The sequence below is a fragment of the Oceanobacillus sp. FSL K6-0251 genome (assembly GCF_038004725.1).
In the GTDB taxonomy this organism is placed as follows: Bacteria; Bacillota; Bacilli; order Bacillales; family Amphibacillaceae; genus Oceanobacillus; species Oceanobacillus oncorhynchi.
On sequence record NZ_JBBORS010000001.1, the window covers coordinates 715250 to 741460 of the forward strand.

Genomic DNA, 26211 nt, shown 5'->3' on the forward strand with positions numbered 1-26211 from the left:
GCCTCATCTTTTATTTAAAATCTAGTAATCTGCTTTAATGCATTATGAAAAATCTGGTTCAGGGTAACGAGCGGTTACTACTTTTTTACGTGTATAGAAATCGACACTGTCTTTTCCATTTGCATGCAATGTACCGTAGAAAGAAGACTTCCATCCGGAGAATGGGAAGAATGCCATCGGTGCTGGTACACCTAAGTTGATTCCTAACATACCTGCATCGATGTTTTCACGGAAATAGCGTACAGATAATGCGCTTGTAGTGAATAGGCAAGCACCGTTAGCGAATTCAGATTGGTTAGCGAATTCCACTGCTTCTTTTAGGTTTTTCACACGTACGACAGATAACACTGGAGCAAAAATCTCATCCTTCCATATTGTCATATCTTGAGATACGCCATCAAAAATCGTTGGTCCGACAAAGTAGCCATCCTCATTTTGTTCGTTACGTCCGTCGCGAACTAACGTAGCGCCTTCTTCGATTCCTTTTTCGATATAACCCAGTGTACGTTGTTTTGCTTCGTCGCGGATAACCGGTCCTAAGAAGACACCTTCATCCAGGCCATTACCCATTTTGATGTTGTCAGATGCTTCTTTTAATTTTGCGATAAATTCATCTGCAACGGAATCTTCTACAGTTACCACCGCACAAGCCATACAGCGTTCTCCGGCAGAACCGAATGCAGCGCTGATTACTTCTTTTGTAGCTAGGTCTAAGTCAGCATCTGCTAATACCGTAGAGTGGTTTTTCGCGCCAGTTAATGCTTGAACACGTTTTAAATTCTCACTTCCGCGCTTGTATACATATTCTCCAACTGGCTTAGAGCCTACGAAGGATACTGCTTTTACAGTAGGGTGGTCTAAAATGCCATTCACCACATCATGTGCACCATTTACAATACTGAATACACCCTTAGGAAGACCGGCTTCATCCAGTAATTCTGCAAGTCTGGCTGCAAGAATAGGTGTTTTTTCTGATGGCTTTAAGATAAAGGAGTTACCTAAAGCAATTGCCATTGGGAACATCCAGCAAGGGACCATCATTGGGAAGTTAAATGGCGCAATTCCGCCGACAACTCCTACAGGGTAACGATAGTTGGTAGCTTCTACATCGGTTGCAATTGTTGCAAGAGAATCTCCCATCATTAATGTCGGTGCACCAGCAGCGAATTCTACGTTTTCAATACCGCGTCCAACTTCACCTAGTGCTTCGCTAACACTTTTTCCGTTTTCCTGGGTAATTAATTTTGCTAATTCTTCTTTATGCTCTTCTAATAGATTTTGATATTTAAATAGAATGCGGGCACGTTTGGCTACAGATACTTTTTTCCATTTTTCTTGAGCAGCCTGAGCTGCCTGCACAGCATCTTCAAAATCCTCTGGAGTAGAGATTGGCACTTGTGCTAATACTTCTTTTGTTGCTGGATTATAAACATCTTCATACTTATCTGTTTTACTTTCGACCCATTCACCATTGATAAAGTTCTTTAGTTTTTTAGACATTAGGATATGTCCTCCTTTAATATAGTAGATTTATATTTTATTCTCTGAAAAATTTAGAGAAAATAGATAACTTAGTTGAAAAATGCTAGAGGTCACCGGTTAAAAATTGTGCCTTGCCAAATCCAAAGCTCCATTCTCCGGCGCCATTCGTGACAAAGGTAATCATGACATCCTTTGGATCTACCTGACATTGCTGCTCTAACCTTTCTGTCAGAAGCTGATAAAAGTCTTTCTTCATCTTGTCCGTCCGCTGTGTACTGATGACGGTAAAAAGGATGACGTTATCACTTCTCTCAAAGCCGAGCCCGGTATCCTTCATAATCATTTCGTAGGGTTCATGCTGTGTTACAACTTGGTAACGATCACCCTCAGGGACATGAAACGCTTCCAAAACAACTTGATGCGCTGCATCCAAAATTTGTTTGATTTCCTCCGGTTCTCGACCTTTGATTAAATCAACTTTAATTAGGGGCATCTCTACACTCCTTCATTTTGATTTGCAATAACAAGCTCGACATTATAATTCTTACAATAGTCGATATACGCTTGACCAGGGCGTTGATCTGTAATCAGATAATCCAGCTGGTTCAGATTGCAATAAGTAGTTAAAGCGACTTTATCGAATTTTTGATGATCAACTAACAACAGCTTCTGCTCGATTTGTTCCGCTATATAAGATTTCAATTCGCTTTCCACAGGAATAGAGCTCGTTACGCCATTTTTGATAGAAATCGCAGTAGCAGCTAAAAATGCTTTGTTAATATTATAATTCTTTAGAATTTCCTGTGCCTGAATCGTTGTAAACGACTGCGTTCTGCGGTTAAGCGCGCCTCCCAAACTATAAACAGTAAGGTTTTCATAAGGCATCGTTCTCAGGATGAAATCAATATTATTCGTTACAATCGTGATTTGTTTGTCCTGAATATATTTAATGAGCTCTAATACGGTTGTTCCCGTATCTATAAAAATAATGTCCCCATCTTGAATATAGTTGGCAGCCTGTTCCGCAATCCTTTGTTTATTTGGCAGATTCTTTGTCTGCCGGTAAGTGAAGGAGGTTAAAGGCTTGGTGATATCTTTGTTTTGCTGTTTTTTTTCAGCAGGCTGATTAACAGCTGCTCCGCCATGAACCTTAACAATGTCACCGGTCTTACATAACTCCTGCACATCATTACGGATAGTATTTTTAGAAACTGCAAATTTATCAACGAGTTCATCATAAGAAGCTCTTTGCTTGAACGTAATATATTCTTGTAATGCAGCGATACGCTTCGATTTGATGTTGATCACCTCTTTTCTTACATCGAGTATAACACAAGGAATCCAAAAAGTTAACAAGAAATGACCAAAAGTTTATAATTTATTTGAGCATTTTATTGTTTTGTTGATGTGACGGTGTTTTTGGATGCGTTTTCTTTTAGAAGGATGGGTAAGTTAATGTTTATTGAGATATTTGCTCTGCAGAAGAGCAGTAGATTGTGTTTATGAAATTTGTTAGAACAAAAATGACATACTGAAATAGAAAGATAGACTTTGGTTTGTCTTCTTTTTGGGCATTAGAAGAGCTAATACGAGTTTTTTGCTAATAATAAAGGTGAAAAAAGGGAAAGTGTTTTCCTGTATAGTTTGTTTTATTTCTAATTTATTTTATATAAATTAATATTGACATGAATTGAAAGCCTGTTTATAATCATCGTCATAAGGAAAACACTTTCCTAAAGAAGGGGTGAATTTTTATGAAAACATTAAATATAGGATTGATAGGTGCTGGAAGAATGGGGGCGTTTCATGGCCAAACAATTGCGCAGCGTATTCCTGGGGCGAAATTGTATGCGATTGCAGACCCATTTCCACAATCTGCTGAAAACGTATTACAACATATTGGAGAAGAAGCTAAAATTTATACAAATCCGTTAGATTTAATTCAAGATTCTGAAGTAGATGCCATTGTGATAGTTTCTCCAGCAAGAACACATTCGGAAAATGTTATTCAAGCGATTGAACATGGAAAGCCCGTTTTCTGTGAAAAGCCAATGGCAGTTTCGATAGAAGAGATGAAAGCGATCAAAAAAGCTGCAAAGAAAAATCCTGTACCGGTCCAAGTTGGTTTTAATCGTCGTTTTGAAAAGGGTTTTGAACAAGCGCATCAAGAAATTGTTGATGGACAGCTAGGGGACGTACAGCTGCTTCGTTCAAATACGAGAGATCCAGAGCTTTCTGGTCCAGAAAAGAAACCGGAATGGACGATATTTATAGAAACATTGATTCATGATTTTGATACGTTGATGTACTTAAATCCAGGAGCGAAACCGGTAGAGGTATATGCGAAAGCAGATGCGCTTATCCGGCCGGATTTGAAGGAAAACGGATTATTGGATACTTCTGTGGTGACGATAACGTTTGATAATGGATGTATTGCGGTAGCGGATGCCAGCTTTCAGGCTAAATATGGATACGATGTACGTGCGGAAGTATTTGGTTCGGAAGGAATGATTACGTTAGGAGATATCAAAACATCCAGCATGCAAAAATTTAATACAGCTGGAGCAAGCTACCAAACTACCAGATATGATCAAGATCTTTTATTTGATGCATATGTTGATGAATTAAAGCATTTTGTGAAAGCGGTACAAAATGAAGAAGTAACGCCAAAAGTATCTATTGAAAATGCAGAATGGGCATTGTATTTGGCGCTGGCAAGTATTGAGTCTGTGAAAACAGGACTTCCTGTAAAAGTAGAAGATGTTATTTCATTACAGTTAAAGGAGGAAGCAATGTAATGAGAGAATATGGGCTATGCTTATGGACATTTGGAGATGTAGATACACAGAGAAAGATAAAGCTTGCGGAAGAGATTGGTGTAGATGGTGTTGAAGTGCAAGGAAACTTAGAGGATGACCCTGCGGAAATAAAAGAATTACTGAAAGAATATAACTTAAAGGCTTTATCTGTGACACCGGATAATGTTGATATTTCAAGTATTGATGAAAAAGTCAGAGTGGATGCTGTTAATTACTTTCTGGAATTATTAATCTGGGCTAAAGAGCTGGGAGCAGGTAGAATTTGTCTTCATGGTGAAGTTGGGAAAATAACAGGTTCAGGTAACTCGGATAAAGACTGGGAATTGCTTGTGAAAAGTACAAAGCAAATAGTAGAAAAAGCAGAAGAACTCGAAATGCCTATTGTTTATGAGGTGCTTAATCGTTATGAAAATCATCAAATAGTCACGTCAAAAGAAGCAAAAAAATTGATAGATGAGGTTCAAAGTAAATATCTTACTATTTTATTAGATGCTTATCATATGAATATTGAAGAAAGCTCATCTGTTCAAGCGTTGAAGGATGCCGGAGAAAATTTGGGCGTTTATCATATTGCTGACTCCAATAGACAAGCTATTGGTAATGGACATGCAAATTTAAAAGAACAGGTAGCTGTTTTAGGAGAAATCGGTTATACAGGTCCTGTGATTATGGAAATGACAGCTGCCGGACCTAATCCTTTTACTCCTGTGAAAGAAGGAGACTACTTAGGTGTTATTACAGCATATTATCGTGCGTCATTAAAACAGTTAAAAGAATGGGAGAAATACTAAGGTTTCAGCGCTTTTAAGGCGCTGTTTCCTTCATATGAATGACAACGCTTTCCAGGAAGGTATTTAAAAAGGGGAAGAGGGGTAAATACATGAAGAAAAATACAAGATATATTGTTACATTAACATTGATTGCCGCTTTAGGAGGATTATTGTTTGGTTATGACACAGCTGTTATTTCTGCAGCTGAGCAATCCTTGCAAGTGTATTTTATGGAGAGTCTCGGCCTAGGGACATTCGCACATGGATTAACCGTTTCCAGTGCGTTAATTGGTTGTATTGTCGGAGGGTTAATCAGCGGATTTCTTTCTAACAGAATTGGACGCAAAAACTCCCTGTTAGTAGCTGCTGTATTATTCTTCGTTTCTGCTCTGTTATCGGCTTATCCTGAATTTCTATTCTTTACGAAAGATAACCAGACAATGGGACTTTTCATTATGTTTAATTTTTATCGTATTATCGGTGGAATCGGCGTAGGTTTAGCGTCGGGACTTGGACCTTTATACATTAGTGAAACATCTCCCGCGAATATTAGAGGGAAATTGGTAACATTAAATAATTTAGCGATTATATTCGGGATGTCTTTTGTGTATTTTGTTAACTGGAGAATCGCAGCGGGGCAGGAATTAAGCTGGATTCATGATGTAGGCTGGAGGTATATGTTTGCTTCAGAAGCAATACCAGCCCTGTTATTCTTTGGATTGTTATTCCTTGTTCCGGAAACACCAAGGTATTTAATCTCTAAAAATAAAGATCAAGAAGCACTGACAATACTTGAAAAAGTGAATAACTCGAAGGAAAAGGCAAACGCAATTTATCAAGAAATCAAACAAACCGTTGATGTAAAAAATGTTCGAGTGTTTTCTTATGGGAAATTAGTTGTCATTGTTGGTATTTTATTAGCTGCATTTCAACAATTTGTAGGCATCAATGTTATCTTATATTATGCTCCAAGAATTTTTGCGGAAATGGGTGCGAGTTCAGATGGATCGATGTTTCAAACGGTAATCATCGGAATTGTTAACTTTATCTTTGTATTAATTGCAATGCTGTTAGTTGACAGAGTTGGAAGAAGATTATTAATGATTGTAGGTTCCGTTGGTATGGCTGTAGGAATGTTTGGTGTTGCTGCACTAGCATATCTTGATCAAATGGGGATTGGCGCACTTATCTTTATCTTGATTTTTGTGGCATTCTATAATCTATCATTTGGTCCGTTGATGTGGGTATTAGCCTCAGAACTGTTCCCTAATAAGGTAAGAGGCCAGATTATGGCAATCACTGTTGTGGCAAACTGGGGTTCGAATCTATTGATATCTTCTACGTTCCCGTCTTTATTAGAATTTGGGGCAGGATTTGCTTATACTTTCTATGGCATTATGTGTGTACTCGCGCTATTGTTTGTTCTAAAGCTTGTCCCTGAGACAAAAGGGAAAACATTAGAAGAAATTGAAAAGTATTGGGAAGATAAACAGGCGAACTCGCAGCAGAACAAAGCTGTGTAGGGAAACAAGATAGAATGGAAAAAAAGCTTGATGTAGTTTGCGACTATATCAGGCTTTTTTAGCAGGTAAGAAAGTATAAACTTTCTTATTGCATAAGTGTAACTAAGGTTGTCACCTAAAGGCCTGGTGACAACCAAGTTTTCTAATGATTTTAAAGAATAGTGAAATAAGAACCGTTTTACATCTATGGCGTACTCAGGTTGTTTACTGTAGAATTAAAGTTACTTAATGATAAGAAAACGATACATGATAAGAAAGTAGGGAAATGTTCTTGAAAGAGAAGCGACCGACAATTTATGATGTAGCTAAAGAGGCTGGAGTTTCTATTTCCACCGTTTCTAAAGTAATGAACGGCACGGGCAGTATTGCAGATAAAACGAAGAAAAAAGTAGAGGCAAGTATGCAGAAGCTAAGTTATCAGCCAATTGCTGCACCTGCATTGCAGAAAAGGCTGCAAACAATTGGATTATTAATTCCATCTATCGCTGATCCTTTTTCTGCAGAAATTGCCAGGAAAATTGAAGATAATGGACGCAAATATGGGTTCAGCTTAATTGTTTGCAGTACAGATAATAATCTTGTTAAAGAAAAAGAGTATATTGCTATTCTTCGTAAAAAATATGTAGATGGTATTATTATTGCGACCGGCTTGAAAAATGCGAAGGCGTTACAGGAGTTGAAAAACAGTAATATTCCTATTGCGCTTTTATCCCGGGAAGTTCCTTCGCTGCCTTTGAATACAGTTTTAGTAAATGATTATTTAGGAGCTTATGAAGCAACCTCTTATTTAATAAAAAAAGGTCATCAGCGGATTGCGATGATAACAGAGGATATGTATTTTTCATCTGTAAAGGCAAGGGTAGACGGGTATAAGCAGGCGTTGGAGGATGAGCAAATGGAAGCGAGCAAATCACTTATTTCAATAGATAATTCCAGCTTTATGGATGCTTCGCAGTCAGCTGGGAAGCTGGTTAACATGCAAGAGCCGCCAACGGCAATTTTTGCATCTACAGAACCTTTGGCAATTGGTGCCATGCAAGGAGTTCGGGAAGCAGGTCTGATGATTCCTGATGATGTATCTATTGTTGGTTTTGATAATTCTATTCTGGCTCAAATGTGCTACCCTCAGTTAACAACTGTTGCACAACCGACGGAGGAGATGGCTGAAAAAATTGTTCAGCTCTTAGTAGAGGAAATAAATGGAACGGAAAAAGTGAAGCAGCGAATCGTATTAGCTCCGAGATTAGTGATTCGGGGGACGGTGGGGGAAGGTCGGCAGTAATAAATTCTTAGAAGGAGAATGCTATATGATGAAAGCGCAGCGGGTAACTGCAATACTTGAATATGTGAAAGAAAAAGAATCTGTATCACTTGATGAACTTGTAGATCGATTTGGGGTTTCTAAAAATACAATCCGACGGGACATTCAGGAGCTTGTAGATGAAGAACAATTGGTGAAGGTTTACGGCGGGGTGTCTATTTCAAAACCGCTGACCGTTCCGTATCAAGACCGGAAAGTTAAGCAATTCCATGAAAAACAAAAGCTTGCAAAATTAGCAGCGGAATTTATTGAGGATGGGGATATTATATTTCTTGATTCAGGAACCACTACCGTAGAATTGCTTGATTTTATCAAGTATAAAAATATTACTATTGTGACCAACAATCTCGATTTCACATTGGATGCCAGTGCTTATCCCAATTTAAACATTTATTCAACAGGCGGGGTTTTCGAGCGTTCTACAAGATCTTACGTCGGAACAGAAAGCGCAGAAGTAATCCAAAAATATAATTTTAATAAAGCTTTTATGGCTTCGACAGGACTTTCACTGGATAAAGGAATAACGAATTCATCTCCTTTAGAAACACAAGTAAAGGCAAAAGTAATCCAAAAAAGTGAGCAAGTATTTATTCTTGTAGACCATACAAAATTTGATAAGTATGCATTGACTACCTATTGTAATTTTGATGACATTGATTATTTAATAACGGATCAGGAACCTCCGAAAGCATATATAACACATAGTGAACAAAATCAATATGAAGTAATTTATCCAAATTGATTTTGTAATACTCTTCATAAAAAATGATTGTATGCAGAAAAATTGCATTCTTAGGGTAAACTCTTTAATATAAAATAAAACTTCACACTGTGAAAGGGTGCACAATCATCAAGAAATTTCTATTTCCATATTTTAATTGCACGAATCAGTGTGACGAATATAACTAAAAAAGAGGTGTAACGGATGGAAAAAGTGATTGTAGTATGTGAAGCAGGGATCACAACCAGTTTATTAGTAAAAAAATTAAATGAACTTGCGCAAGAAAAAGGGCAAGGTATCGATATTCAATCTAAAAGTCTGGAAGAAGGCTTGGATTACGTGAAAGAGCATAATATAGATGTTGTATTATTAGGGCCCCAAATTCATCATAGCGCTGAGAATTACGAAGCATCAACAAATGCAAAAGTCGCTAAAATTTCAGTGAAAGACTATAACAGCATGAATGTTTACAGCATTTTTGAACAGATAAGAGAGGCGTAACAATGGCGATCGATATAGAAGTATTTATGCCTTTGATTACAGAAGCTTCTCAAGCAAAAACGTTAGCTTATCAGGCATTAGGTCTTGCAAAAGAACAAGATATAAAAGGATATGAAGCAGGCATCGCTGATGCTAAAAAGCATTTGATAGCTGCTCATAAAAAACAGACGGAGCTTTTGCAACTGAACAGCCGTGAGCAGCAGACAGATATCAATATTTATGTCATTCATGCGATGGATCATGTGACAAATGCTCAAATGATTTGTGATATGGCGCAGGAATTAGCAGAGCTTCATTTAAAAAAATAAATCATAGAAAAAGATTATCCTGTAATTGGTATATGCCATTACAGGATTTTTTTATGAAAAAAAGAGGTGTCCAGCGAATTTAAACATGCAGATACTAATCAATTGATTACAAAAGATAACAATAAATTAATCATAAATTGATAGAAACTTGACTAAATATTAATTTTTATAATAGTATATAACATAGTAACAACGTAAGTGAACATATCTATAAGTTTAACAAAGGAGAATTTCAAATGAAAACGCTTAAAATTGGTGTTGCAGGATTAGGAAGACTAGGACTGATTCATGCAGAAAATATCTATAATCTAAAAGGAGTCGAATTGACAGCGGTTTCTAATTTAGATGAGGAAGTAAATAAACAGGTAAAGGAAAAATATAAAGTCCCAAATGTTTACACAAATTATGAGGAAATGCTGGAACAAACGGAGTTAGATGCTGTTTGCATTGTTACACCTTCTGGATTCCATACAGAGCATATTCGTTTAGCATTGAAGAAGAATTTGCATATTTTTTGTGAAAAGCCAATTGGTTTAGAAGTAGAAGATATCAAGCAAACGATAGATGAAATTGAGAAAAGTGACCGCATTTTTCACTTAGGATTTATGAGAAGATTTGATGAAGATTATCTATATGCGAAAGAAATGATAGATAGCGGACAAATTGGAGATATTTCGTTAATTCGTTCCTATAGTATTGATCCAATCCAAGGGTTAGACAGCTTTGTCAACTTTGCTAAGAAGAGTCCAAGCGGCGGGCTGTTCCTGGATATGAGCGTCCATGATATTGATGTGATCAGATGGCTGACCAAATCAGAAATTTCGACTGTTTGGGCAACAGGAACGAATAAAGCTGCGCCGGAATTGAATGAGCTGAATGAATTGGAATTAGGAACAGTTACTATGAAATTGGACAATGATGTAACCGCTTTGCTGGTGGCTGGCCGTACAGCTTCCCATGGTTACCATGTAGAAACAGAAATTATTGGAACCAAAGGCATGCTGCGGATTGCTGCATCTCCTGAAAAAAATAAAGTAGCTGTATTTAATGAGCATGGTGCAATCCGCCCATCCTCGCAGCATTTTCCTGAACGATTTGCAGAAGCGTATGTAAATGAATTAAAGGACTTTGTCCGCTGCATTCGTGAAAATCAGCAGCCTGAAGTAACTGCTCTTGATGGGTTACGCGGAACAGAGGTAGCGTTAGCATGCCAAGAATCATTTGACGGGAATAAATTGGTGGATATTCACTATTAAAGGACCATGCATATCATTTTAGGGGGAGAATAAAATGAATTTATTTAGTATTATCAGTTTTGTTGCTGTGTTGGTATTGATTTATCTCTATGCTTTTTATCGTACAAGAAGTATCGATAAAAAAGATTCAGAGGGTTACTTTTTAGGCGGGCGTTCCCTTGTCGGAACAACGGTTGGGATGACCATCATTATGACTAACCTATCGACAGAACAGCTGGTAGGACAAAATGGTCAAGCCTATGTAGCTGGTATGGAAGTGATGGCTTGGGAAGTAACTGCCTCCGTTGCTATCGTTATGTTAGCGTGGGTATTTTTACCAAAATATTTCAAATATGGTGTCAATACAATTTCTGACTTTATTGAAATTCGGTATGATACATTTACCAAAAGAATTGTATCTATTTTGTTTATATTTACTTACATTGTCAGCTTTATGCCCGTGGTTTTATACTCTGGAGCTTTGATTTTTAATGATTTATTTGGAATTGAGCAGCACTTGGGAGTCAGCAGAATAACAGCTGTGATTATTATCTCAACAGTTATTGGTTTAGTTGGGGTAACCTATTTATTTGTCGGCGGACTCTCCCTGATTGCTCATAGTGATTCACTATATGGCATCGGCTTACTTCTTGGCGGTCTGACCATTACGGTGTTAGGCATCATCGCACTTGGTGAAAATAGCTTCTTCGCTGGTCTGGATAACTTTTTAACAAGCCATCCAGAAAAATTAAATGCTTGGGGTGCACTGGACTCGCCAATTGTACCGTGGCCAACATTATTTTTAGGAATGTTGTTCAATAACTTGTATTTCTGGTGTACAAACCAAATGATTGTTCAAAAAGCACTAGCCGCGAAAAGCTTAAAAGAAGCGCAAAAAGGCGCTATGATTGTCGGGTTCTTTAAAATTTCCGGCATGTTTTTCTTAGTTATTCCTGGTGTTATCGCCTACAATATGTTTGGTGATGGCATGCAGATGGATCTTGCTTACCCTGCATTAGTAGCAGAAGTGTTACCAAACTGGGCTGCCGGTCTGTTTGGGGCAGTAGTGTTTGGAGCAATTATGAGTTCTTTCGTTGGATCGTTAAGTGCAACGGTTACTTTGTTCAGCTTAGACTTTTATAAACCGGTAATTAATAAACAAGCAACAAACCGTCAAATCGCAAAAGCAGGAAGAGTTTTAACGATTGTCATTGGTGTTATTGTTGTTCTTGTTGCACCATTAATCTCTTTATTCCCGCAAGGATTGTATGCAGTTATCCAAGAGTTTAACGGGTTGTATAGTATGCCGCTTTTAGCAATTATTCTAGTCGGCTTTTATTCTAAAAAAACATCTGCAACCGGTGCAAAGATTACATTGATTTTCCACATTGTTGTATATGCATTGTCTAAAGTTGTTATTCCGGATATTCATTATCTATATGTTTGGAGTGTCCTGTTTTTAGTAGATTTAGCTATTCTATATTTCTATAGCCAAAAGAAACCATCTCAGGAAGATTTCCAATTCGACAAATATACAAACAAAGTCGATATCACTCCTTGGAAGCATGTTAGATGGGTTGGTATTCTGATTCTGGTTGTTGTTGTCGCATCCTATATTGTCTTTTCTCCACTTGTATTAGCTAATTAATATATTTAGAAAGCAAACATCCATGTTAAAGATGTTTGCTTTCTTTTGTGTTGATTAACTATTTTTACAATACTGCCTTTTTATCAGTGCTATTATCTTCCCAAATATGCTCTAACTCTTCCAATGTTTTTCCTTTCGTCTCCGGAACATACTTCCAAATAAAGATAACAGCAAGCACACTCAATGCACCGTAAATCGAGAATGTCATTCCGCCTAATACATCATGGATTGGCGGGAACGTGGAAGAAATCGTTAAGTTGGCAATCCAGTGTAATGCAGTTGCGATAGATACAGCTTGTCCGCGAATGCGGTTCGGGAATATCTCGGATACAACAATCCATGTGACCGTACCCCAGGTTAACTGGAAGCTCGCTACATATAACAGCATGAAGATCAATGTTGAAATGCCAAAGACTTCAAAGTATGCCAGGATAGCAACCATAAATAAGTTAAAGGCACAAAGTATGGAACCGCCGATGAGCATCGGTTTTCTTCCTATGCTGTCTACTAGAAGAATCGCTGTTGCCATAAAGACTACGTTCACAATACCTACAATTACCGTTTGCAGCATCGAGGCGGATTGTTCTGCTCCCAGCTCTGCAAAAATACGCGGTGCATAATAGAGAATAACATTGATTCCAATCAGCTGCTGAAAGATAGCGACCATAATCCCGACAAACAAGACAAGTTTGCCGTACGTAAAGATGCTGATTTTTTTAGCTGATTCAAAGCGGACGGATTCTTTGATATCTGCTAATATAGCCTGTGCTTTTTCCTTTGATCCATTTACTTTCTCTAGTACAATGGCTGCTTTATCGTATTCCTGCTTCAATGCCAGATATCTTGGGGTTTCTGGTACGGATAATAGTAATATGAAAAAGAGCAGAGCAGGTACTAACTCCGAAGCAAACATATATCTCCAGCCAAAGTCATCAATCCAAGCAAGTGATTGACCAGAAGCAATATTTAAGTTAACGATATAAACAATCAGGGCACCGATTCCGATGGATAGGGTATACAATGCTACATATTTACCGCGGCTCTGCTTTGGTGTTAATTCACTGATGTAAACTGGCGCAATGGCTGATCCGATTCCAACGCCAACTCCCCCGATAACACGATAGATGTTAAACATGAATAATAGGCCGAGTGTCGGATCATCCTTTGTGAAAAACAGAATTTCCGGATACGCACTGGTGAAAGCGGATACAGAAAATAGTAATGCTGCTAAGATCAAGGTCTTTTTTCTGCCGATCTTATTTGCTAGAAATCCAGAAATGAATCCGCCAATCACGCAACCGATCAAGGCACTGGATACCGTAAAACCATGTGTGAAGGAACCTAGACCCAGCGGCTCAATCAAGTATTTTTGTACGGATTGCTCTGCCCCGGAAATAACTGCTGTATCATATCCAAATAAGAATCCTGCTAATGCGATAATCGGCACGACGGTGAGAATATAGCGGTTATTATTTTTTGGTTTACTCATTTTATTTCCTCCCATTTTTAATACCATAATAGCTATTAAATGAGAGATACCATGAAGTAATTCTTCATGATATCTCTTTTTCCTGAGATTGTTTTCTCTCTATTTGGTCACTGCCTTTTCTTAATCAGTCCGTCTACATAATCATACGTTCTTTTCGCAATCGGATAAGGCTTATCAAATGGGGCAGGGTACATATCCTGCTCAACAACTGCCCATCCATCAAAATCAATATCCTTCAAGACATCGATAAAGGCTTCAAAATCAACGACCCCTTTTTCCGGCTCGCACATAATATCCTCACTGACTGCTTTGGCAAAGGACCAGTTTTCCTTTTGCATTTTTTCTCTTACTTTCAAATCACAGCTTTTAATATGCAGGTAGGGGATACGTTTGTGGTGCTTGCGCATAAATGCAACTGCATCCCCGTCTGTATACGCATGATGTCCTGTGTCCAGACAAAGCTTCACATCACTGTCCTGCAGCAATCTTTCAATTTGTTCTTCTGTTTCGATATGGCTTTGCGCATGCGGGTGGAAAACAACCTCTAAGTCATATTTGCTTTTTGCATGATTTTTGATTTTATCTACATGGTTGACGAACTGCTTCCATTCTGCATCATTTAATTCTGGTGAGCGGACAAGCTCTCCGGTAAATAAATCCGTATAGCAATCATCGATTAGCACAACATATTCTGCTGTTGGAAATTTCAATTGCAGCTCGCTCATTTTATCCAGCTGCTGGATCAGTTCATCCGTACTTGTTTCAGATGTTAAATCACCTACCAGCGTGGTTGCTACTAAATCTAATTGACGCTTGTCCAATTCTGCTTTTAATTTGCTGTATTCATTCGGCAGATAGCCCCATGGACCAAGCTCCAGACCGCTGTAGCCGGCGTCGGCCATTTCGTCTAAGCAGCGCTCCCACGGTGTTTGTTTATCATTTTCCGAAAACCAAACTCCCCATGAATCTGGCGCGGAACCTAATTTAATGTTCATACGTAACTCCTCCTGGCATATATTGTTATCGCAATGAAACGATCCGATTATCACGGAGAACCGTCCGAAAAACCCCCACTGAGTGTAGTTTCGTTTTATACTTGAACTGTATTTTTTACTTGAACCCAATTTTTCTGTTCTGCTGATTTTAAAATAGCACTTACGGTTTGATCGATTTTCGCCCCGAATTCAAAATCACATGTGTACGGTGTGTTTTTCGTTACAGCAGATAATAATTCATGCGCCTCCAATATTTTCATGTCATTGTAATTGATGGAGATTCCAGCAGCTGGATGGAATGCGCTGTACCCTTTGTGCTCCGGGTTTAATAAGACGGTGCGGAAGCCGCGGTCTGCCTCATTATCGGAAGTGAAGTAAACATTCACTTCATTCATTCTTTCCAGCGTATAGTGAACAGACCCTTTTGTACCCTGAATTTCATAAGCTAAATGATTTTTACGGCCGGAAGCAATTCTGCTGGAAGAAATCGTTCCAATTGCACCGTTTTCATAATTGGTTAAGAAAGAGATAACATCTTCATTTTCTACCTCTTGTAATTCCTCCGAACCGGCTTGAGCCGGGCGTTCTTTGATAACGGTTTGGGAGATTGCATTGACACTTTCCATATCTCCTAAAATATATTGAGATATACTTAGTAAGTGAGAGCCAAGATCTCCTAAAGCACCGGAACCGGAGAATTTATTGATATGTCTCCAGGTGATTGGAAGCGATTCATCTAATAAACCATCCTGGTCATATGTTCCAGTGAATTTAACAATCTTGCCTAGTTTTCCGGCTTCCACGAGTTCTTTAACATAAGCGTTCGCAGGATTCATTACATTATTATAGCCAACATAGTTAACGACACCTTTTTCTTTGGCAAGCTCTGCTAGTTCAACCGATTGTTCTGCTGTCAGTGTTAATGGTTTTTCACAATAAGTATGTTTTCCATTCTCTAAAGCAGCTTTAGCAATGTCGTAGTGAAAAGCGTTTGGTGTTGCAATGTCAACTATATCAACATTTTCATCTGTGACAATATCCTGCCAGTCGGTGGTATATCTTGAGAACCCAAGCTGATTGCAGGCTGCCTGTGCCGCTTCCACGCTTACGTCCGATACCACTTCAAATACAGGTTTTCCATATTCAGGCCCGAAAGCCATTAAAGCGTTTACAAATGAGTTGCTGTGAGCTTTTCCCATCCATCCTGCACCGACTAATCCAATTCTTACATCCATATTAAATACCTCCTAGGTAACTTTTTGTTAAGTTTTTATTAACTCTGTTTCTAACTAGAATACTATTATAGATTTTTAGACAAGTCATTAGTTAATATTGCTTTAAAATTTAAGAATCTTGCTCTTTGGTATTTTGGTGTTTTATTTGATATACTTTATAAAATAGTTTTCCAAACAGCCGCGGGCTGTAGTAAGTATGCTGAATCTAAGGAGCTATGCATATGCAAATTGAAGATAAAGGAACCGTAGAGCCATCGAAAATGTATTTTGCAATGACCAATGAATTTGCAAAAAAAGCACTTTATTATGTGATCAACTCCGGCAGGTTTTATTGCAATACAAATTATCAAATTAGAAGAGAAACACTGGACAGCTTCCTGTTTATTTATGTCAAAGAGGGGAAGCTGGCAATTCAATATGACGGGCGCTCTTTTGTTGTTCAGAGCAATTCCTTTGTGTTTTTAGATTGTCATCAACCGCATATGTACAGAGCCATTGAAAATAGAACGGTATTTGACTGGTTCCATTTTTCTGGGAATGCTAGCAAAGCATACTTTGAGCTGCTTTATGCGAAAAATGGCTGTGTGTATAAGCTTTATGAGCAGCATATTTTGCTGAATTTGATGGAGAGAATTATAAAAATGACGGAAGAAGATAATGTGGAGGAGCATCTCGCTTCGATTTATATTCAACAGATTTTATATGAGCTGAATCAGTATTCTAATCCATCCGATCAGCAGATGGAACATAAAATAAAACAGGCGATTGCTTATATGGAGGATGCTTTTCAAAAGGATATCAAGCTGGAGGACATTGCGAGCTATGTATACTTAAGTCCATATTATTTTTCAAGAGTATTTAAAAAATCGATGGACAGCTCGCCGATTCAATATTTGATTAACTATCGGGTGAATCATGCGAAAAAGCTGCTGCATCATACCGATTTATCCATCGAAGAAATTGCAGCGGAATGTGGTTTTAATAGTGCTTCTCATTTTATAACAACATTTAAGAAAAATGTGGATATGTCTCCAAAGCAATTTAGAGCTATCTTTTTTTAAGGGAAAATGTATTGCAGTAACGTATGACTACTGCAATACTTACATAAAAGTGTTATACTATTTAAAAATAATGTGGCACAATTTGAAGGGAGATTCTGAGGGTGGATACAAAATACCTTGATTTATTAGCGGAGAAATTTGATAGGGAAGAAAAGGTAGTTACCGAGCTTATCAATTTAGAATCGATTATGGATCTGCCGAAGGGAACAGAGCATTTTGTAAGTGATTTACACGGGGAGTACCAAGCCTTCCAGCATGTTTTACGGAATGGCTCCGGAAAGGTAAGAGAGAAGATAAATGATATTTTCAAAGATACCTTATCAGAGGAAGACATTAATGATTTTGCAGCGCTTGTCTATTATCCAGAAGATAAGCTGAAGCTCATTAGGCATCAATTCAATTCAAAGCAGGCATTGGAAGAATGGTATGCAGAAAAAATCCAGCATATGATTCACCTGATTGCCTATGCGTCCTCTAAATATACGCGTTCCAAGCTGCGTAAGGCGCTGCCGGAACAGTTTGTTTTTATTGTGGAAGAGCTATTATATAAAACAGATGAATATACAAATAAGAGACCTTATTATGAAAAAATTATTGAAAAAATCATCTCGCTTGGCCAGGCCGAAAAGCTGATTATCGGCTTATCGTATACAACGCAGCGTCTGGTTGTTGATCACCTGCATGTGGTTGGAGACATCTATGATCGTGGGCCGGAGCCGGATAAAATTATGGATACACTGATTGACCATCATTCGGTAGATATACAATGGGGCAATCATGATGTTCTGTGGATCGGTGCGTATGCTGGCTCCAAAGTATGTTTGGCGAATATTATCCGGATTTGTGCCCGCTACGATAATCTCGATATCATAGAAGATGCTTATGGCATTAACCTGCGGCCGTTACTTACGTTAGCAGAAAGATATTACGATGATAATCCGGCATTTCGTCCGAAAAAAAATCCAGATCAGAACAACTCGGATCAGGAAAGACTGCAGATTACCAAGATTCATCAGGCGATTGCTATGATTCAATTTAAATTGGAAAGTCCGATTATTAAACGCCGGCCTTTTTTCAATATGGAAGAAAGACTTGTATTGGAGAAAACCGATTACGAGAAGCAGGAAATCACCGTTTATGGAAAAACGTATTCGCTGGAAAATACATGTTTTGCTACCGTGGATCCTGCTGATCCTGCCAAGCTATTGCCGGAAGAGGAAGAAATCATTGACAAACTGCTGCTCTCTGTACAACAATCAGAGAAGCTGAAAAGACATATGAATTTCTTAATGAAAAAAGGAAACCTATATCTTAAATATAATGGCAATCTGTTGATTCATGGCTGTATGCCTGTCGATGAAAATGGGGATATGGAACCGATGGTGATTGAAGGAAAAGCATATAAAGGGAGAGAGCTGCTGGATAAATTTGAAACCTATTTGCGTCATTCTTTTGCAGATAAAGAAACAACGGATGATTTAGCGACAGATATGGTTTGGTATTTATGGACAGGAGAATATTCCTCTCTCTTTGGAAAACGGGCAATGACGACGTTTGAGCGTTATTTTATTTCCGATAAGGCATCCCATAAAGAAGAAAAAAATCCTTATTATTATTTGCGTGAAAATGTAGAAATGTGCCAGAAAGTACTGGAAGAATTTGATTTGGATCCGGAACAAGGGCATATTATTAATGGACATACACCGGTAAAGGAAATTGATGGGGAGAACCCAATCAAAGCAGACGGGAAAATGATTGTCATCGACGGCGGATTTTCCAAAGCCTATCAATCTACCACGGGGATTGCCGGCTATACTTTATTGTATAATTCATTTGGAATGCAGCTCGTCGCCCACCAGCATTTTAATTCAAAAGAGGATGTTGTTTTAAATGGAGCGGATGTTTTATCTGTCCGCCGGGTCGTAGACAAAGAGCTGGAGCGGAAGAAGGTTCGGGAAACGAACATCGGAGCTAAGCTGCAGGATGAAATTGACATGCTGAATCAGCTGATGGATTATCGTTATATTAATTGAGGAATGAGATAAACGGGTTATCTGAATGTCATTATTTAGATAACCCGTTTTTTATAAGGATGCAAGGTTGTCAGAGTATTGACTTTCTTCCCGGCAAATTTCTTTAATGGAAATACTGATAAAAAATTCATGGTGGTAAGAAAAATAGACGTTGCCTTCATAGATAGAGGCAACGTCTATTTAAATAACTCAATAAATTATTTTGTTGCGGGTTCTTTATTCGATTCAAAGGAAATCTTTTCGTTCTTCCCTGAAATGGTTCCGAGAAAAGCGATAATCAGAGCTGCAGTCATTAAAATAATAAACGGCACCGTCCAGCCTCCCGTTTTGTCAGCAATGGTTCCAAGGAAAAGCGGTCCTGTAGAAGCGACAATATATCCTACAGATTGGGCCATGCCGGACAATTGCGCAGATTCCATAGCAGAATTAGTACGCAGGACAAAGAACATCATGGCTAAGCTGAACGCCGTCCCGGCACCAACACCTGTTAATACAAGAAAGACAATAATTAAATGGGATGAAGTGAAAAGCGTTCCCAACAAACCAAAGAAAAATAATAATCCGGCGCTGCAGCCAAGCAGCCGCTGATTCTGCATCCTTCCGGCAATAATTGGTGCAATAAATGTTGTTGGGATCAGTCCGATTTGATAAATGGCAATTAACCATCCGGCTTCACTTTCCCCAAACCCTTTCGAAATAAAGATATCCGGAAGCCACGTAAATAAACTGTATGGTATCAGTGATTGCAGTCCCATAAAAAAGGTGACGGCCCAGGCAATCTTTGATTTGAAGATAGCTTTCGATGGCTGGCTTTTGACGTCGACAAACACTTTTTTGCCAGATGAGCGTCTGGCAGGAAGCCGCAGTAATAAGACGACGACAGCGGCTGCGGATAGGAGGCTCCATATTTGCATCGCATGTCGCCAATCGAATCCGGATATGGAAGCAATCGGTACGGAAATACCAGAGGCAAGTGCTCCGAATGCATTCATTGAAACAGAATAAATCCCAGTCATCAGCCCCATGCGATAAGGAAAAGTAGACTTAATCAACCCTGGCATCAGGATGTTTCCAACTGCGATTGCCATTCCAGTTAAAATTGTGCCAAAAAGCAACAACTCCATTCCGCCATTTGCCCGAATAAATACACCGATGGACAGGAAAACCATCGCAATCAATAGTGTTATTTCCATTCCAAGTTTGCCAGATATTCTTGGGACAAAGGGAGAGAACAAGCCAAAAGCAAGTAATGGCAGCGTGTTTACCAGTCCAATCATGGCATTGGAAGCTTCCAGTTCTCCGCGGAAAAGTGGAATAAGCGGACCAACAGACGTGATTGGTGAACGCAATGTGGCTGCAATCAATAAAATTGCCAAGAGTAATAAAACGATATAGTATCTTTTTGCAAAAGATTTTTTAGATAAATGCATAATAAATAGGCTTCCTTTACAATGTATTTAAAAACATACAGAGAATCATTCTATCAAAAGAGATTAGTAAATGTAAAGAGATGCTTTTCGTCTGTACAGTATATTTATATAGAACAGCAGATAAAGCGTTTATGCGTAAAAAGAAACATGGCTCAAGGAACCATGCTTCTTTTCTGCTGCAAAAAACTTAGAAAGAAATCAAATTTAATTATCTTATCTTGTTTTCCGAGTAAATTATCCTCCAAAAAATAAATCAAATACATTGCTCGCCGTAGAACTTTCTGTATTGTAAAATTCGGAGTAACCGCAATCCTGACAATAGACAACCGTAAATCGATTATGCTGCACATCAAATACCTTGGATAAACCTGAACCGGTCATGGATACATCCTTTTTATCTGCATTTCGGCTTCCGCATTTCATACAGCCTTCACCTGTTCTCAATTTCATCACCTCTTCAATAAATTTATACGTATAAAGCTATTCCTTGGTTTCACCTGCTTTAAACGTACTTTATTACCGGAAAAATAAAAATATTTGCTATAATTAGAGTCTGACTTAGAATGTTTCTAACTATTGTACGGCAAGCGAAAAGTAATGAGTAAAGCGATTAAGGGAGGGGCAGGATGGTTTTGATTAGAAAAGCAGATGTTACGGATGCAGGCGCAATTGGTAAAGTAAGTGTAGAAAGCTGGCAGACAACTTATCGGGGAATTATGGCAGATAGGGTTTTAAAACGATTATCAGTGGAAGATAGGGTAGAAAATTGGAAAAATACCATTCAAGCTGATGAAAGCACTACATTTGTAGCTGTAGATACGGAGGAACAGATTGGCGGATTCTTGAATATAGCGGTAAAGGAATCAGCTGATTCAGCCCGTATCGGTGAAATTACAGCCGTTTACTTGCTGGAAAACTGGCAAGGGCAAGGAATAGGGAAAATGCTATTATTAACTGCCTTTACATGTTTTGTAGAGCAGTCTATCTATACTGTCCGAGTTGAAGTTCTGTCGGAAAATGACAGCCGTTTGTTCTATGAACAGTTCGGTGCAGAAATGATTGAAAAAAAGAATATTCAAATTGCTGATGACGTGCTTGATTTACTTGTATATGAATGGAAGGATATCAGTAGTATTGTGAAAATGAATTAGCCGTTGTGTTTGGCTGTGAGATGTATGAAATGACTAAAAATAAAGGTAGGGATGGAGAGGGAAAACGATGAATAATATCATACAAGATTTGACGGAATGGATAAACAGGCAGGAAAAACATATCATTATCGGTATTACAGGGCACGGAGGAGCCGGGAAGACGACATTTGCAGACCAATTGAAGCAAGTTTTCTGCCAGGATGCAAATTTGATATGTACAGATCCGTATATCGTCCATTCAGCGCTTCGAAGAGACACTCAAATTACGTATACTTTTCAAAATGAAGTCCGTACGGCTAAGATGACGGCCTGCCATCCTTTGGCTCATTATACAGAAGCGTTGGAACGTGATATACAAATGACGCTTGCAGGTATGAAATGGAGCACAATCGATAGAGATTATCTACCGAGTAAATTAATCGATCCAAATAAAAAACTTACTATTTTTGAAGGGATGAGTGTGGCATTTATAAACCCTGATTATTTAGATTTGCAAATTTACCTTTATACGGATGGACAGACCGAATTAACCCGTCGTTCCAGTCGGGATACTACGGAACGAAATCGAAATCTGGAGAATATACAAAAATCACATCAGGAAAGAAGAATACAATACAGCCATTTTATGCATCCATTGAAAGAGAAGGCAGATATTATTCTTTTTACGGATAAACAAGGGATGCATATAGAGAAACAGCAATTATCAATCGAATAATCAAAGCTTATTTTATTGGGAAGGGGCCTTATTTATGGAAATAAAGGAATTAACAACAGAACAAGCATGGCGGGAGGCGTATAAGGTAATGCGTCAATTGCGAGTGCATCTTGATGAATCCGGCTATCTGGAACTTGTAAAAGAAGCAGTGGAGGTAGATCGTTACCATTTAGCCGCTTTGTACGAAGGAATGAAAATGGTTGCTGTTGTCGGGTTTAAACCAATGACCACACTGTATTATGGCAGATTTGTATGGGTATGTGATTTAGTAACAGATGAACATAGTCATTCGAAGGGGTATGGAGAACAGCTCTTGAAATTTGTCCATCAATGGGCAGAGCAACATAATTTTTCATCTGTTGCTTTATCGTCAGGCTTGCAGCGTCAGGATGCACATCGGTTTTATCAAAAAAGAATGGGGTATTCGAAGGTGAGTTATGTTTTTAAAAAAGAGCTTTAATGATAGAGCATGTCCTTATCACGTTATACATTTTTCACCTGCAAAATAGTTGAGTTTGAAATCGAGAAGCGTATAATAAATAATATTAAAAAAAGTACAGGTTATTCCATGTGAAATGTGGGAACCTAAACACATTGGAATTTAGGGTAACAAAATGTATGACGAAGAAAGGAACATTGGATGAAGAAAGCACAATCGAAAAAAACAAGAAAGGCAATGCTTTTTTCAAGAGGATTGATTATTATCATCGGCGGGTTCATTACTGCGTATGGACTAGAAGCTGTATTGATACCTAATAATGTTTCTGATGGCGGTGTAACCGGGTTAAGTATTGTCGGTTCGCAGTGGACCGGATTGCCATTAGGAATCCTGATTGCTATTTTAAACATTCCCTTTATTTACTTAGGATATAAACAAATCGGCAAGAGTTTTGCAATCTTCTCTATCCTCGGTATTGCTTCTTTGGCTATAAGCACCAGCCTGATGCAACATATTCCAACTATTATTGAAATCGAAGGAGATACCCTGCTTGTCACTGTTGTCGGCGGGATTATTATTGGATTTGGCATGGGACTGGCACTACGTAATGGAGGAGCGTTGGATGGGATTGATATGCTTGCTGTATTATTATCCCGAAAGCTGCCTTTTGGAACGAGTGACTTAATATTATTTCTGAATTTATTTGTATTTATCGTAGTGTCCACGGTGTTTGGATTAAGAGGGGCCCTGATGTCCGGTATTGCTTATTACATAGCTTCCAAGGTCATTCATATTATTGAAGAAGGATTAAGCAGTACAAAAGCAGTTTATATCATTACCGAGCATGCAGATGAGATGATGAAAGAAATTGGCGACCGGCTGGGACGTGCCTGTACATTACAGCATGTAGAAGGCGGCTACTCCAAAAAGGAATTTAAACAAATTAAATGTGTGATTACACGACTGGAAGAAAGTAAAATGAAAGAAACGATTCAAGATATCGATGCCACTTCATTTGTAACTGTCTATGATGTGTCAGAAGTACGCGGCGGTAATTTTAAATAAAGCATCGACTTCTCTTAAATCAAAAAAGGCAGCCAATGAATCCATTTCATTGGCTGCCTTTTGATTAGTATAGGGTGAAAAAGCTTATTGTACGAAGGGGTACACGATAGCTTATGATTTTGCTCTGAATATATCCGCAACTGCATGAAATACCTCAACACCTTGATAAGTGAAAACGGACAATGCAGTCAGTGAAAAGAACCCAATAACAATTAATCTGAAAATCATCATAGTTTTTGCCTCCTCTTTTAATTTTTAATTTTTTTATTAAAAGAGGCTTAAACCACGAAATTGGATTGATAGAAAACAGGTGTCAGCAGCTGTTTCGTACGGTTGACCCGCACAATCGTAGTGAATAAACAGAGACTGCCTAATAAGAATAAGGTAATGACTAAACCTGGACTTGCTATAAATGATTTATCTTGCTGGTCATTTCCGCCAACGCCTAAATCAGGTGATGATTGGGAATCAATCAGCATTTCATGATCGGTGAGAACGTAGCTGTGATGTACACCTGGGAATAATTGTGTCATTGGCAAAAGGATAATCATTAAAGCAATCATCAAATATCTATTCAACATCTACGCCCCCTTCCGTATGATAAATATATTTTTTGATTCGATTTCTTAAAGCGAAAGAATTAATTATACCAATAATGAAGAATAAATTCAATATAATGTCTACATGTTTTAGAATTAATTTGTATTATATGCTTATTTTTCGGGTGTGTCTATACTTTTTGAACATTTTATGAATTTTTCTCCATGAAATTAACATTCCTTTTTTTTTACGGAATTTAAACATCTGCTTAGAGATATAAAGCCGTGCGTGTTTGGAACTTCTCTCTATGATATGAGATATTTACAAGATTCATTCAAACCGATTCAAAAACCGCTGAAATATTTTTAAAATTTCTTATTGACATGGAATTCAAATAGATATATAGTTATCTACAACAAATAAATAGCAATACATTTTCTTATCCAGAGAGGTGGAGGGACTGGCCCTTCGAAGCCTCGGCAACAGACTTATAAAAGAACTGTGCCAATTCCAGTAGCGTTAGCTAGCAGATAAGAAGAGACATTGATATCGTACTCAAAACCTCTTCTTTCTGAAAGAAGAGGTTTTTTCGTGTCTATATCGACTTATCCGCAGCGAACCAAATAATTAAAAGCTTACAGGAGGAATGGAACGATGGCGAAAAGAAGTTTGGAAGAGCGATTAAAGCAAGGAACAGTTATTGCAGGGGAAGGATATTTATTTGAATTGGAGCGCAGAGGGTATTTGCAGGCGGGCTCCTTTGTACCCGAAGTAGCGCTGGATAACCCGGAAACGCTAAAGGCAGTTTATCGTGATTACATGAAAGCAGGTTCCGATGTAGTGCTTGCCTTTACATACAACGCACACCGAGAAAAAATGCGCATTATCGGTAAAGAGGACTTATTAGAGCCTCTAAATAGAAATGCTATTAAATTAGCGAAGGAAGTAGCAAAGGAACATCCGACAGAGGAAGCTCTGGTTGCAGGAAATATATCGAACACCAATATTTTTAATCCGGAAGATCAGGAATCCAAGGATAAAGTCAGAGCGATGTTTAATGAAATGGTTTCATGGTGTAAGGATGAGGATGTTGACTATATTAACGGAGAAACTTTTTATTACCATGAAGAAGCATTGATTGCTTTAGAGGAAATTAAAAAATATGATTTACCGGCAGTTATTACCTTGGGATTAATGGGTGAAAACATTTTACGTGATGGTTACACAGTGGAAGAGTCATGTAAGATTTTAGAGGATAACGGCGCCTTGGTTGTTGGGATGAACTGTTTCCGGGGGCCGGGCACGATGCAGCCGTATTTAGAAAAGATTCGTGACAAAGTAGACGGGTATGTTGGAGCACTGCCGATTCCATACCGGACAACAGAAGAGAATCCAACCTTCTTTAACTTGCCGGATGGAGGGTGCAGCTGTCATTTACCAACGGAAACAACCTTCCCGACTTCTCTGGATCCGCTATATCATAACCGCTATGAGCTGGCAGAATGGGCGAAACAAGCACATAGCATCGGCGTGAATTATATCGGTTTATGCTGTGGAGCTTCACCGGCAATGCTGCGTGCGGTTGCGGAAGCTGTCGGCATCGAAACAATTAATTCAATTTATTCTCCAGATATGCATAAACACTTTTTATTTGGTGAAGATGAAACATTGCAGGATCATATCACAGATTACAAAACAAAAGCGTAAAACAATATATTGGGAGGCGGCTT

Annotated in this window: 25 protein-coding genes and 1 riboswitch; of the genes, 16 read left to right on the forward strand and 9 right to left on the reverse strand. The window is 38.4% G+C overall.

The features are described 5' to 3' along the window. Positions 1 to 42 precede the first annotated feature (42 nt). The 3 genes from MKY45_RS03615 to MKY45_RS03625 form a co-directional block, all read right to left on the reverse strand. Positions 43 to 1500 (reverse strand): CoA-acylating methylmalonate-semialdehyde dehydrogenase, encoded by a 1458-nt coding sequence (locus MKY45_RS03615; RefSeq protein WP_042531759.1) that lies wholly within the window; start codon positions 1498 to 1500, stop codon positions 43 to 45. Between the two features lie 85 nt (positions 1501 to 1585). Next, positions 1586 to 1975: a tautomerase family protein gene (locus MKY45_RS03620; protein ID WP_042531760.1), complete on the reverse strand. Its 390-nt coding sequence runs from the start codon at positions 1973 to 1975 to the stop codon at positions 1586 to 1588. 2 nt (positions 1976 to 1977) lie between these two features. Next, a complete protein-coding gene (locus MKY45_RS03625; protein ID WP_256705664.1) occupies positions 1978 to 2790 on the reverse strand; it encodes a DeoR/GlpR family DNA-binding transcription regulator in 813 nt (270 codons plus the stop codon). A 446-nt stretch (positions 2791 to 3236) separates the two neighbouring features. Here MKY45_RS03625 and MKY45_RS03630 point away from each other — a divergent pair, with 446 nt between their 5' ends. The 9 genes from MKY45_RS03630 to MKY45_RS03670 all read left to right on the forward strand — a co-directional run bounded on the left by MKY45_RS03630 (position 3237) and on the right by MKY45_RS03670 (position 12328). Further along, positions 3237 to 4280 (forward strand): Gfo/Idh/MocA family oxidoreductase, encoded by a 1044-nt coding sequence (locus MKY45_RS03630; protein ID WP_341172530.1) that lies wholly within the window; start codon positions 3237 to 3239, stop codon positions 4278 to 4280. Beyond that, the gene (locus MKY45_RS03635) at positions 4280 to 5092 is read left to right on the forward strand and encodes a sugar phosphate isomerase/epimerase family protein (RefSeq protein WP_256705666.1); all 813 of its coding nucleotides are present in this window, start codon (positions 4280 to 4282) and stop codon (positions 5090 to 5092) included. Before MKY45_RS03630 ends, MKY45_RS03635 begins: the two co-directional genes overlap by 1 nt. Positions 5093 to 5181: 89 nt before the next feature. Then, positions 5182 to 6594 (forward strand): D-xylose transporter XylE, encoded by a 1413-nt coding sequence (gene xylE / locus MKY45_RS03640; protein WP_341172531.1) that lies wholly within the window; start codon positions 5182 to 5184, stop codon positions 6592 to 6594. A 271-nt stretch (positions 6595 to 6865) separates the two neighbouring features. Further along, positions 6866 to 7876: a LacI family DNA-binding transcriptional regulator gene (locus MKY45_RS03645; RefSeq protein ID WP_226894752.1), complete on the forward strand. Its 1011-nt coding sequence runs from the start codon at positions 6866 to 6868 to the stop codon at positions 7874 to 7876. Between the two features lie 25 nt (positions 7877 to 7901). After that, complete coding sequence (locus MKY45_RS03650) at positions 7902 to 8657, forward strand: DeoR/GlpR family DNA-binding transcription regulator (RefSeq protein ID WP_193062874.1); 756 nt, start codon at positions 7902 to 7904, stop codon at positions 8655 to 8657. Between the two features lie 183 nt (positions 8658 to 8840). Continuing rightward, positions 8841 to 9137, forward strand: coding sequence for a PTS sugar transporter subunit IIB (locus MKY45_RS03655; protein WP_193062876.1), 297 nt, complete (start codon positions 8841 to 8843; stop codon positions 9135 to 9137). Between the two features lie 2 nt (positions 9138 to 9139). Next, on the forward strand, positions 9140 to 9445 hold the full coding sequence (locus MKY45_RS03660; RefSeq protein WP_193062877.1) for a PTS lactose/cellobiose transporter subunit IIA: 306 nt from the start codon (positions 9140 to 9142) through the stop codon (positions 9443 to 9445). A gap of 236 nt (positions 9446 to 9681) precedes the next feature. Then, the gene (locus MKY45_RS03665) at positions 9682 to 10701 is read left to right on the forward strand and encodes a Gfo/Idh/MocA family oxidoreductase (protein WP_042531775.1); all 1020 of its coding nucleotides are present in this window, start codon (positions 9682 to 9684) and stop codon (positions 10699 to 10701) included. 34 nt (positions 10702 to 10735) lie between these two features. Then, positions 10736 to 12328: a solute:sodium symporter family transporter gene (locus MKY45_RS03670; RefSeq protein ID WP_042531777.1), complete on the forward strand. Its 1593-nt coding sequence runs from the start codon at positions 10736 to 10738 to the stop codon at positions 12326 to 12328. Positions 12329 to 12392: 64 nt separating this feature from the next. Here the strand turns inward: MKY45_RS03670 and MKY45_RS03675 are convergent, their stop codons facing one another. The 3 genes from MKY45_RS03675 to MKY45_RS03685 all read right to left on the reverse strand — a co-directional run bounded on the left by MKY45_RS03675 (position 12393) and on the right by MKY45_RS03685 (position 16047). Beyond that, positions 12393 to 13817 carry a sugar porter family MFS transporter gene (locus MKY45_RS03675; RefSeq protein WP_042531779.1) on the reverse strand — a complete coding sequence of 475 codons (1425 nt, stop codon included), beginning with the start codon at positions 13815 to 13817 and terminating at the stop codon, positions 12393 to 12395. Between the two features lie 107 nt (positions 13818 to 13924). Continuing rightward, positions 13925 to 14812, reverse strand: a complete 888-nt coding sequence (locus MKY45_RS03680; RefSeq protein ID WP_256705671.1) for a sugar phosphate isomerase/epimerase family protein — start codon at positions 14810 to 14812, stop codon at positions 13925 to 13927. Positions 14813 to 14907: 95 nt separating this feature from the next. Next, positions 14908 to 16047 carry a Gfo/Idh/MocA family protein gene (locus MKY45_RS03685; RefSeq protein WP_212928672.1) on the reverse strand — a complete coding sequence of 380 codons (1140 nt, stop codon included), beginning with the start codon at positions 16045 to 16047 and terminating at the stop codon, positions 14908 to 14910. A gap of 221 nt (positions 16048 to 16268) precedes the next feature. On the opposite strand from MKY45_RS03685, the gene MKY45_RS03690 reads away from it, so the two are divergent. Then, positions 16269 to 17108: an AraC family transcriptional regulator gene (locus MKY45_RS03690; RefSeq protein WP_042531786.1), complete on the forward strand. Its 840-nt coding sequence runs from the start codon at positions 16269 to 16271 to the stop codon at positions 17106 to 17108. Between the two features lie 101 nt (positions 17109 to 17209). Then, entirely contained in the window at positions 17210 to 19141 is a 1932-nt protein-coding gene (locus MKY45_RS03695; protein WP_042531788.1) for a fructose-bisphosphatase class III, read from the forward strand. Between the two features lie 197 nt (positions 19142 to 19338). Here MKY45_RS03695 and MKY45_RS03700 read toward each other — a convergent pair whose 3' ends face one another. Beyond that, on the reverse strand, positions 19339 to 20571 hold the full coding sequence (locus MKY45_RS03700) for a CynX/NimT family MFS transporter (protein WP_341172532.1): 1233 nt from the start codon (positions 20569 to 20571) through the stop codon (positions 19339 to 19341). Positions 20572 to 20805: 234 nt separating this feature from the next. Next, positions 20806 to 20994, reverse strand: coding sequence for a zinc ribbon domain-containing protein (locus tag MKY45_RS03705; protein ID WP_379542154.1), 189 nt, complete (start codon positions 20992 to 20994; stop codon positions 20806 to 20808). Positions 20995 to 21197: 203 nt separating this feature from the next. Here MKY45_RS03705 and MKY45_RS03710 point away from each other — a divergent pair, with 203 nt between their 5' ends. From MKY45_RS03710 to MKY45_RS03725, 4 genes are all read left to right on the forward strand, one after another. Further along, positions 21198 to 21722, forward strand: a complete 525-nt coding sequence (locus MKY45_RS03710) for a GNAT family N-acetyltransferase (protein ID WP_341172533.1) — start codon at positions 21198 to 21200, stop codon at positions 21720 to 21722. Positions 21723 to 21789: 67 nt separating this feature from the next. Then, positions 21790 to 22437: a phosphoribulokinase gene (locus MKY45_RS03715; protein WP_212928668.1), complete on the forward strand. Its 648-nt coding sequence runs from the start codon at positions 21790 to 21792 to the stop codon at positions 22435 to 22437. Positions 22438 to 22471: 34 nt separating this feature from the next. Beyond that, complete coding sequence (locus MKY45_RS03720) at positions 22472 to 22897, forward strand: GNAT family N-acetyltransferase (protein WP_341172534.1); 426 nt, start codon at positions 22472 to 22474, stop codon at positions 22895 to 22897. 180 nt (positions 22898 to 23077) lie between these two features. Further along, the gene (locus MKY45_RS03725) at positions 23078 to 23941 is read left to right on the forward strand and encodes a YitT family protein (RefSeq protein WP_341172535.1); all 864 of its coding nucleotides are present in this window, start codon (positions 23078 to 23080) and stop codon (positions 23939 to 23941) included. A 278-nt stretch (positions 23942 to 24219) separates the two neighbouring features. On the opposite strand, the gene MKY45_RS03730 is transcribed toward MKY45_RS03725, so the two are convergent. Next, positions 24220 to 24522 carry a hypothetical protein gene (locus MKY45_RS03730; RefSeq protein ID WP_341172536.1) on the reverse strand — a complete coding sequence of 101 codons (303 nt, stop codon included), beginning with the start codon at positions 24520 to 24522 and terminating at the stop codon, positions 24220 to 24222. A 395-nt stretch (positions 24523 to 24917) separates the two neighbouring features. Next, a riboswitch (SAM riboswitch) is annotated at positions 24918 to 25018 on the forward strand. Positions 25019 to 25135: 117 nt separating this feature from the next. Here MKY45_RS03730 and MKY45_RS03735 point away from each other — a divergent pair. After that, positions 25136 to 26188 (forward strand): homocysteine S-methyltransferase family protein, encoded by a 1053-nt coding sequence (locus MKY45_RS03735; RefSeq protein WP_341172537.1) that lies wholly within the window; start codon positions 25136 to 25138, stop codon positions 26186 to 26188. Positions 26189 to 26211: the final 23 nt, after the last annotated feature.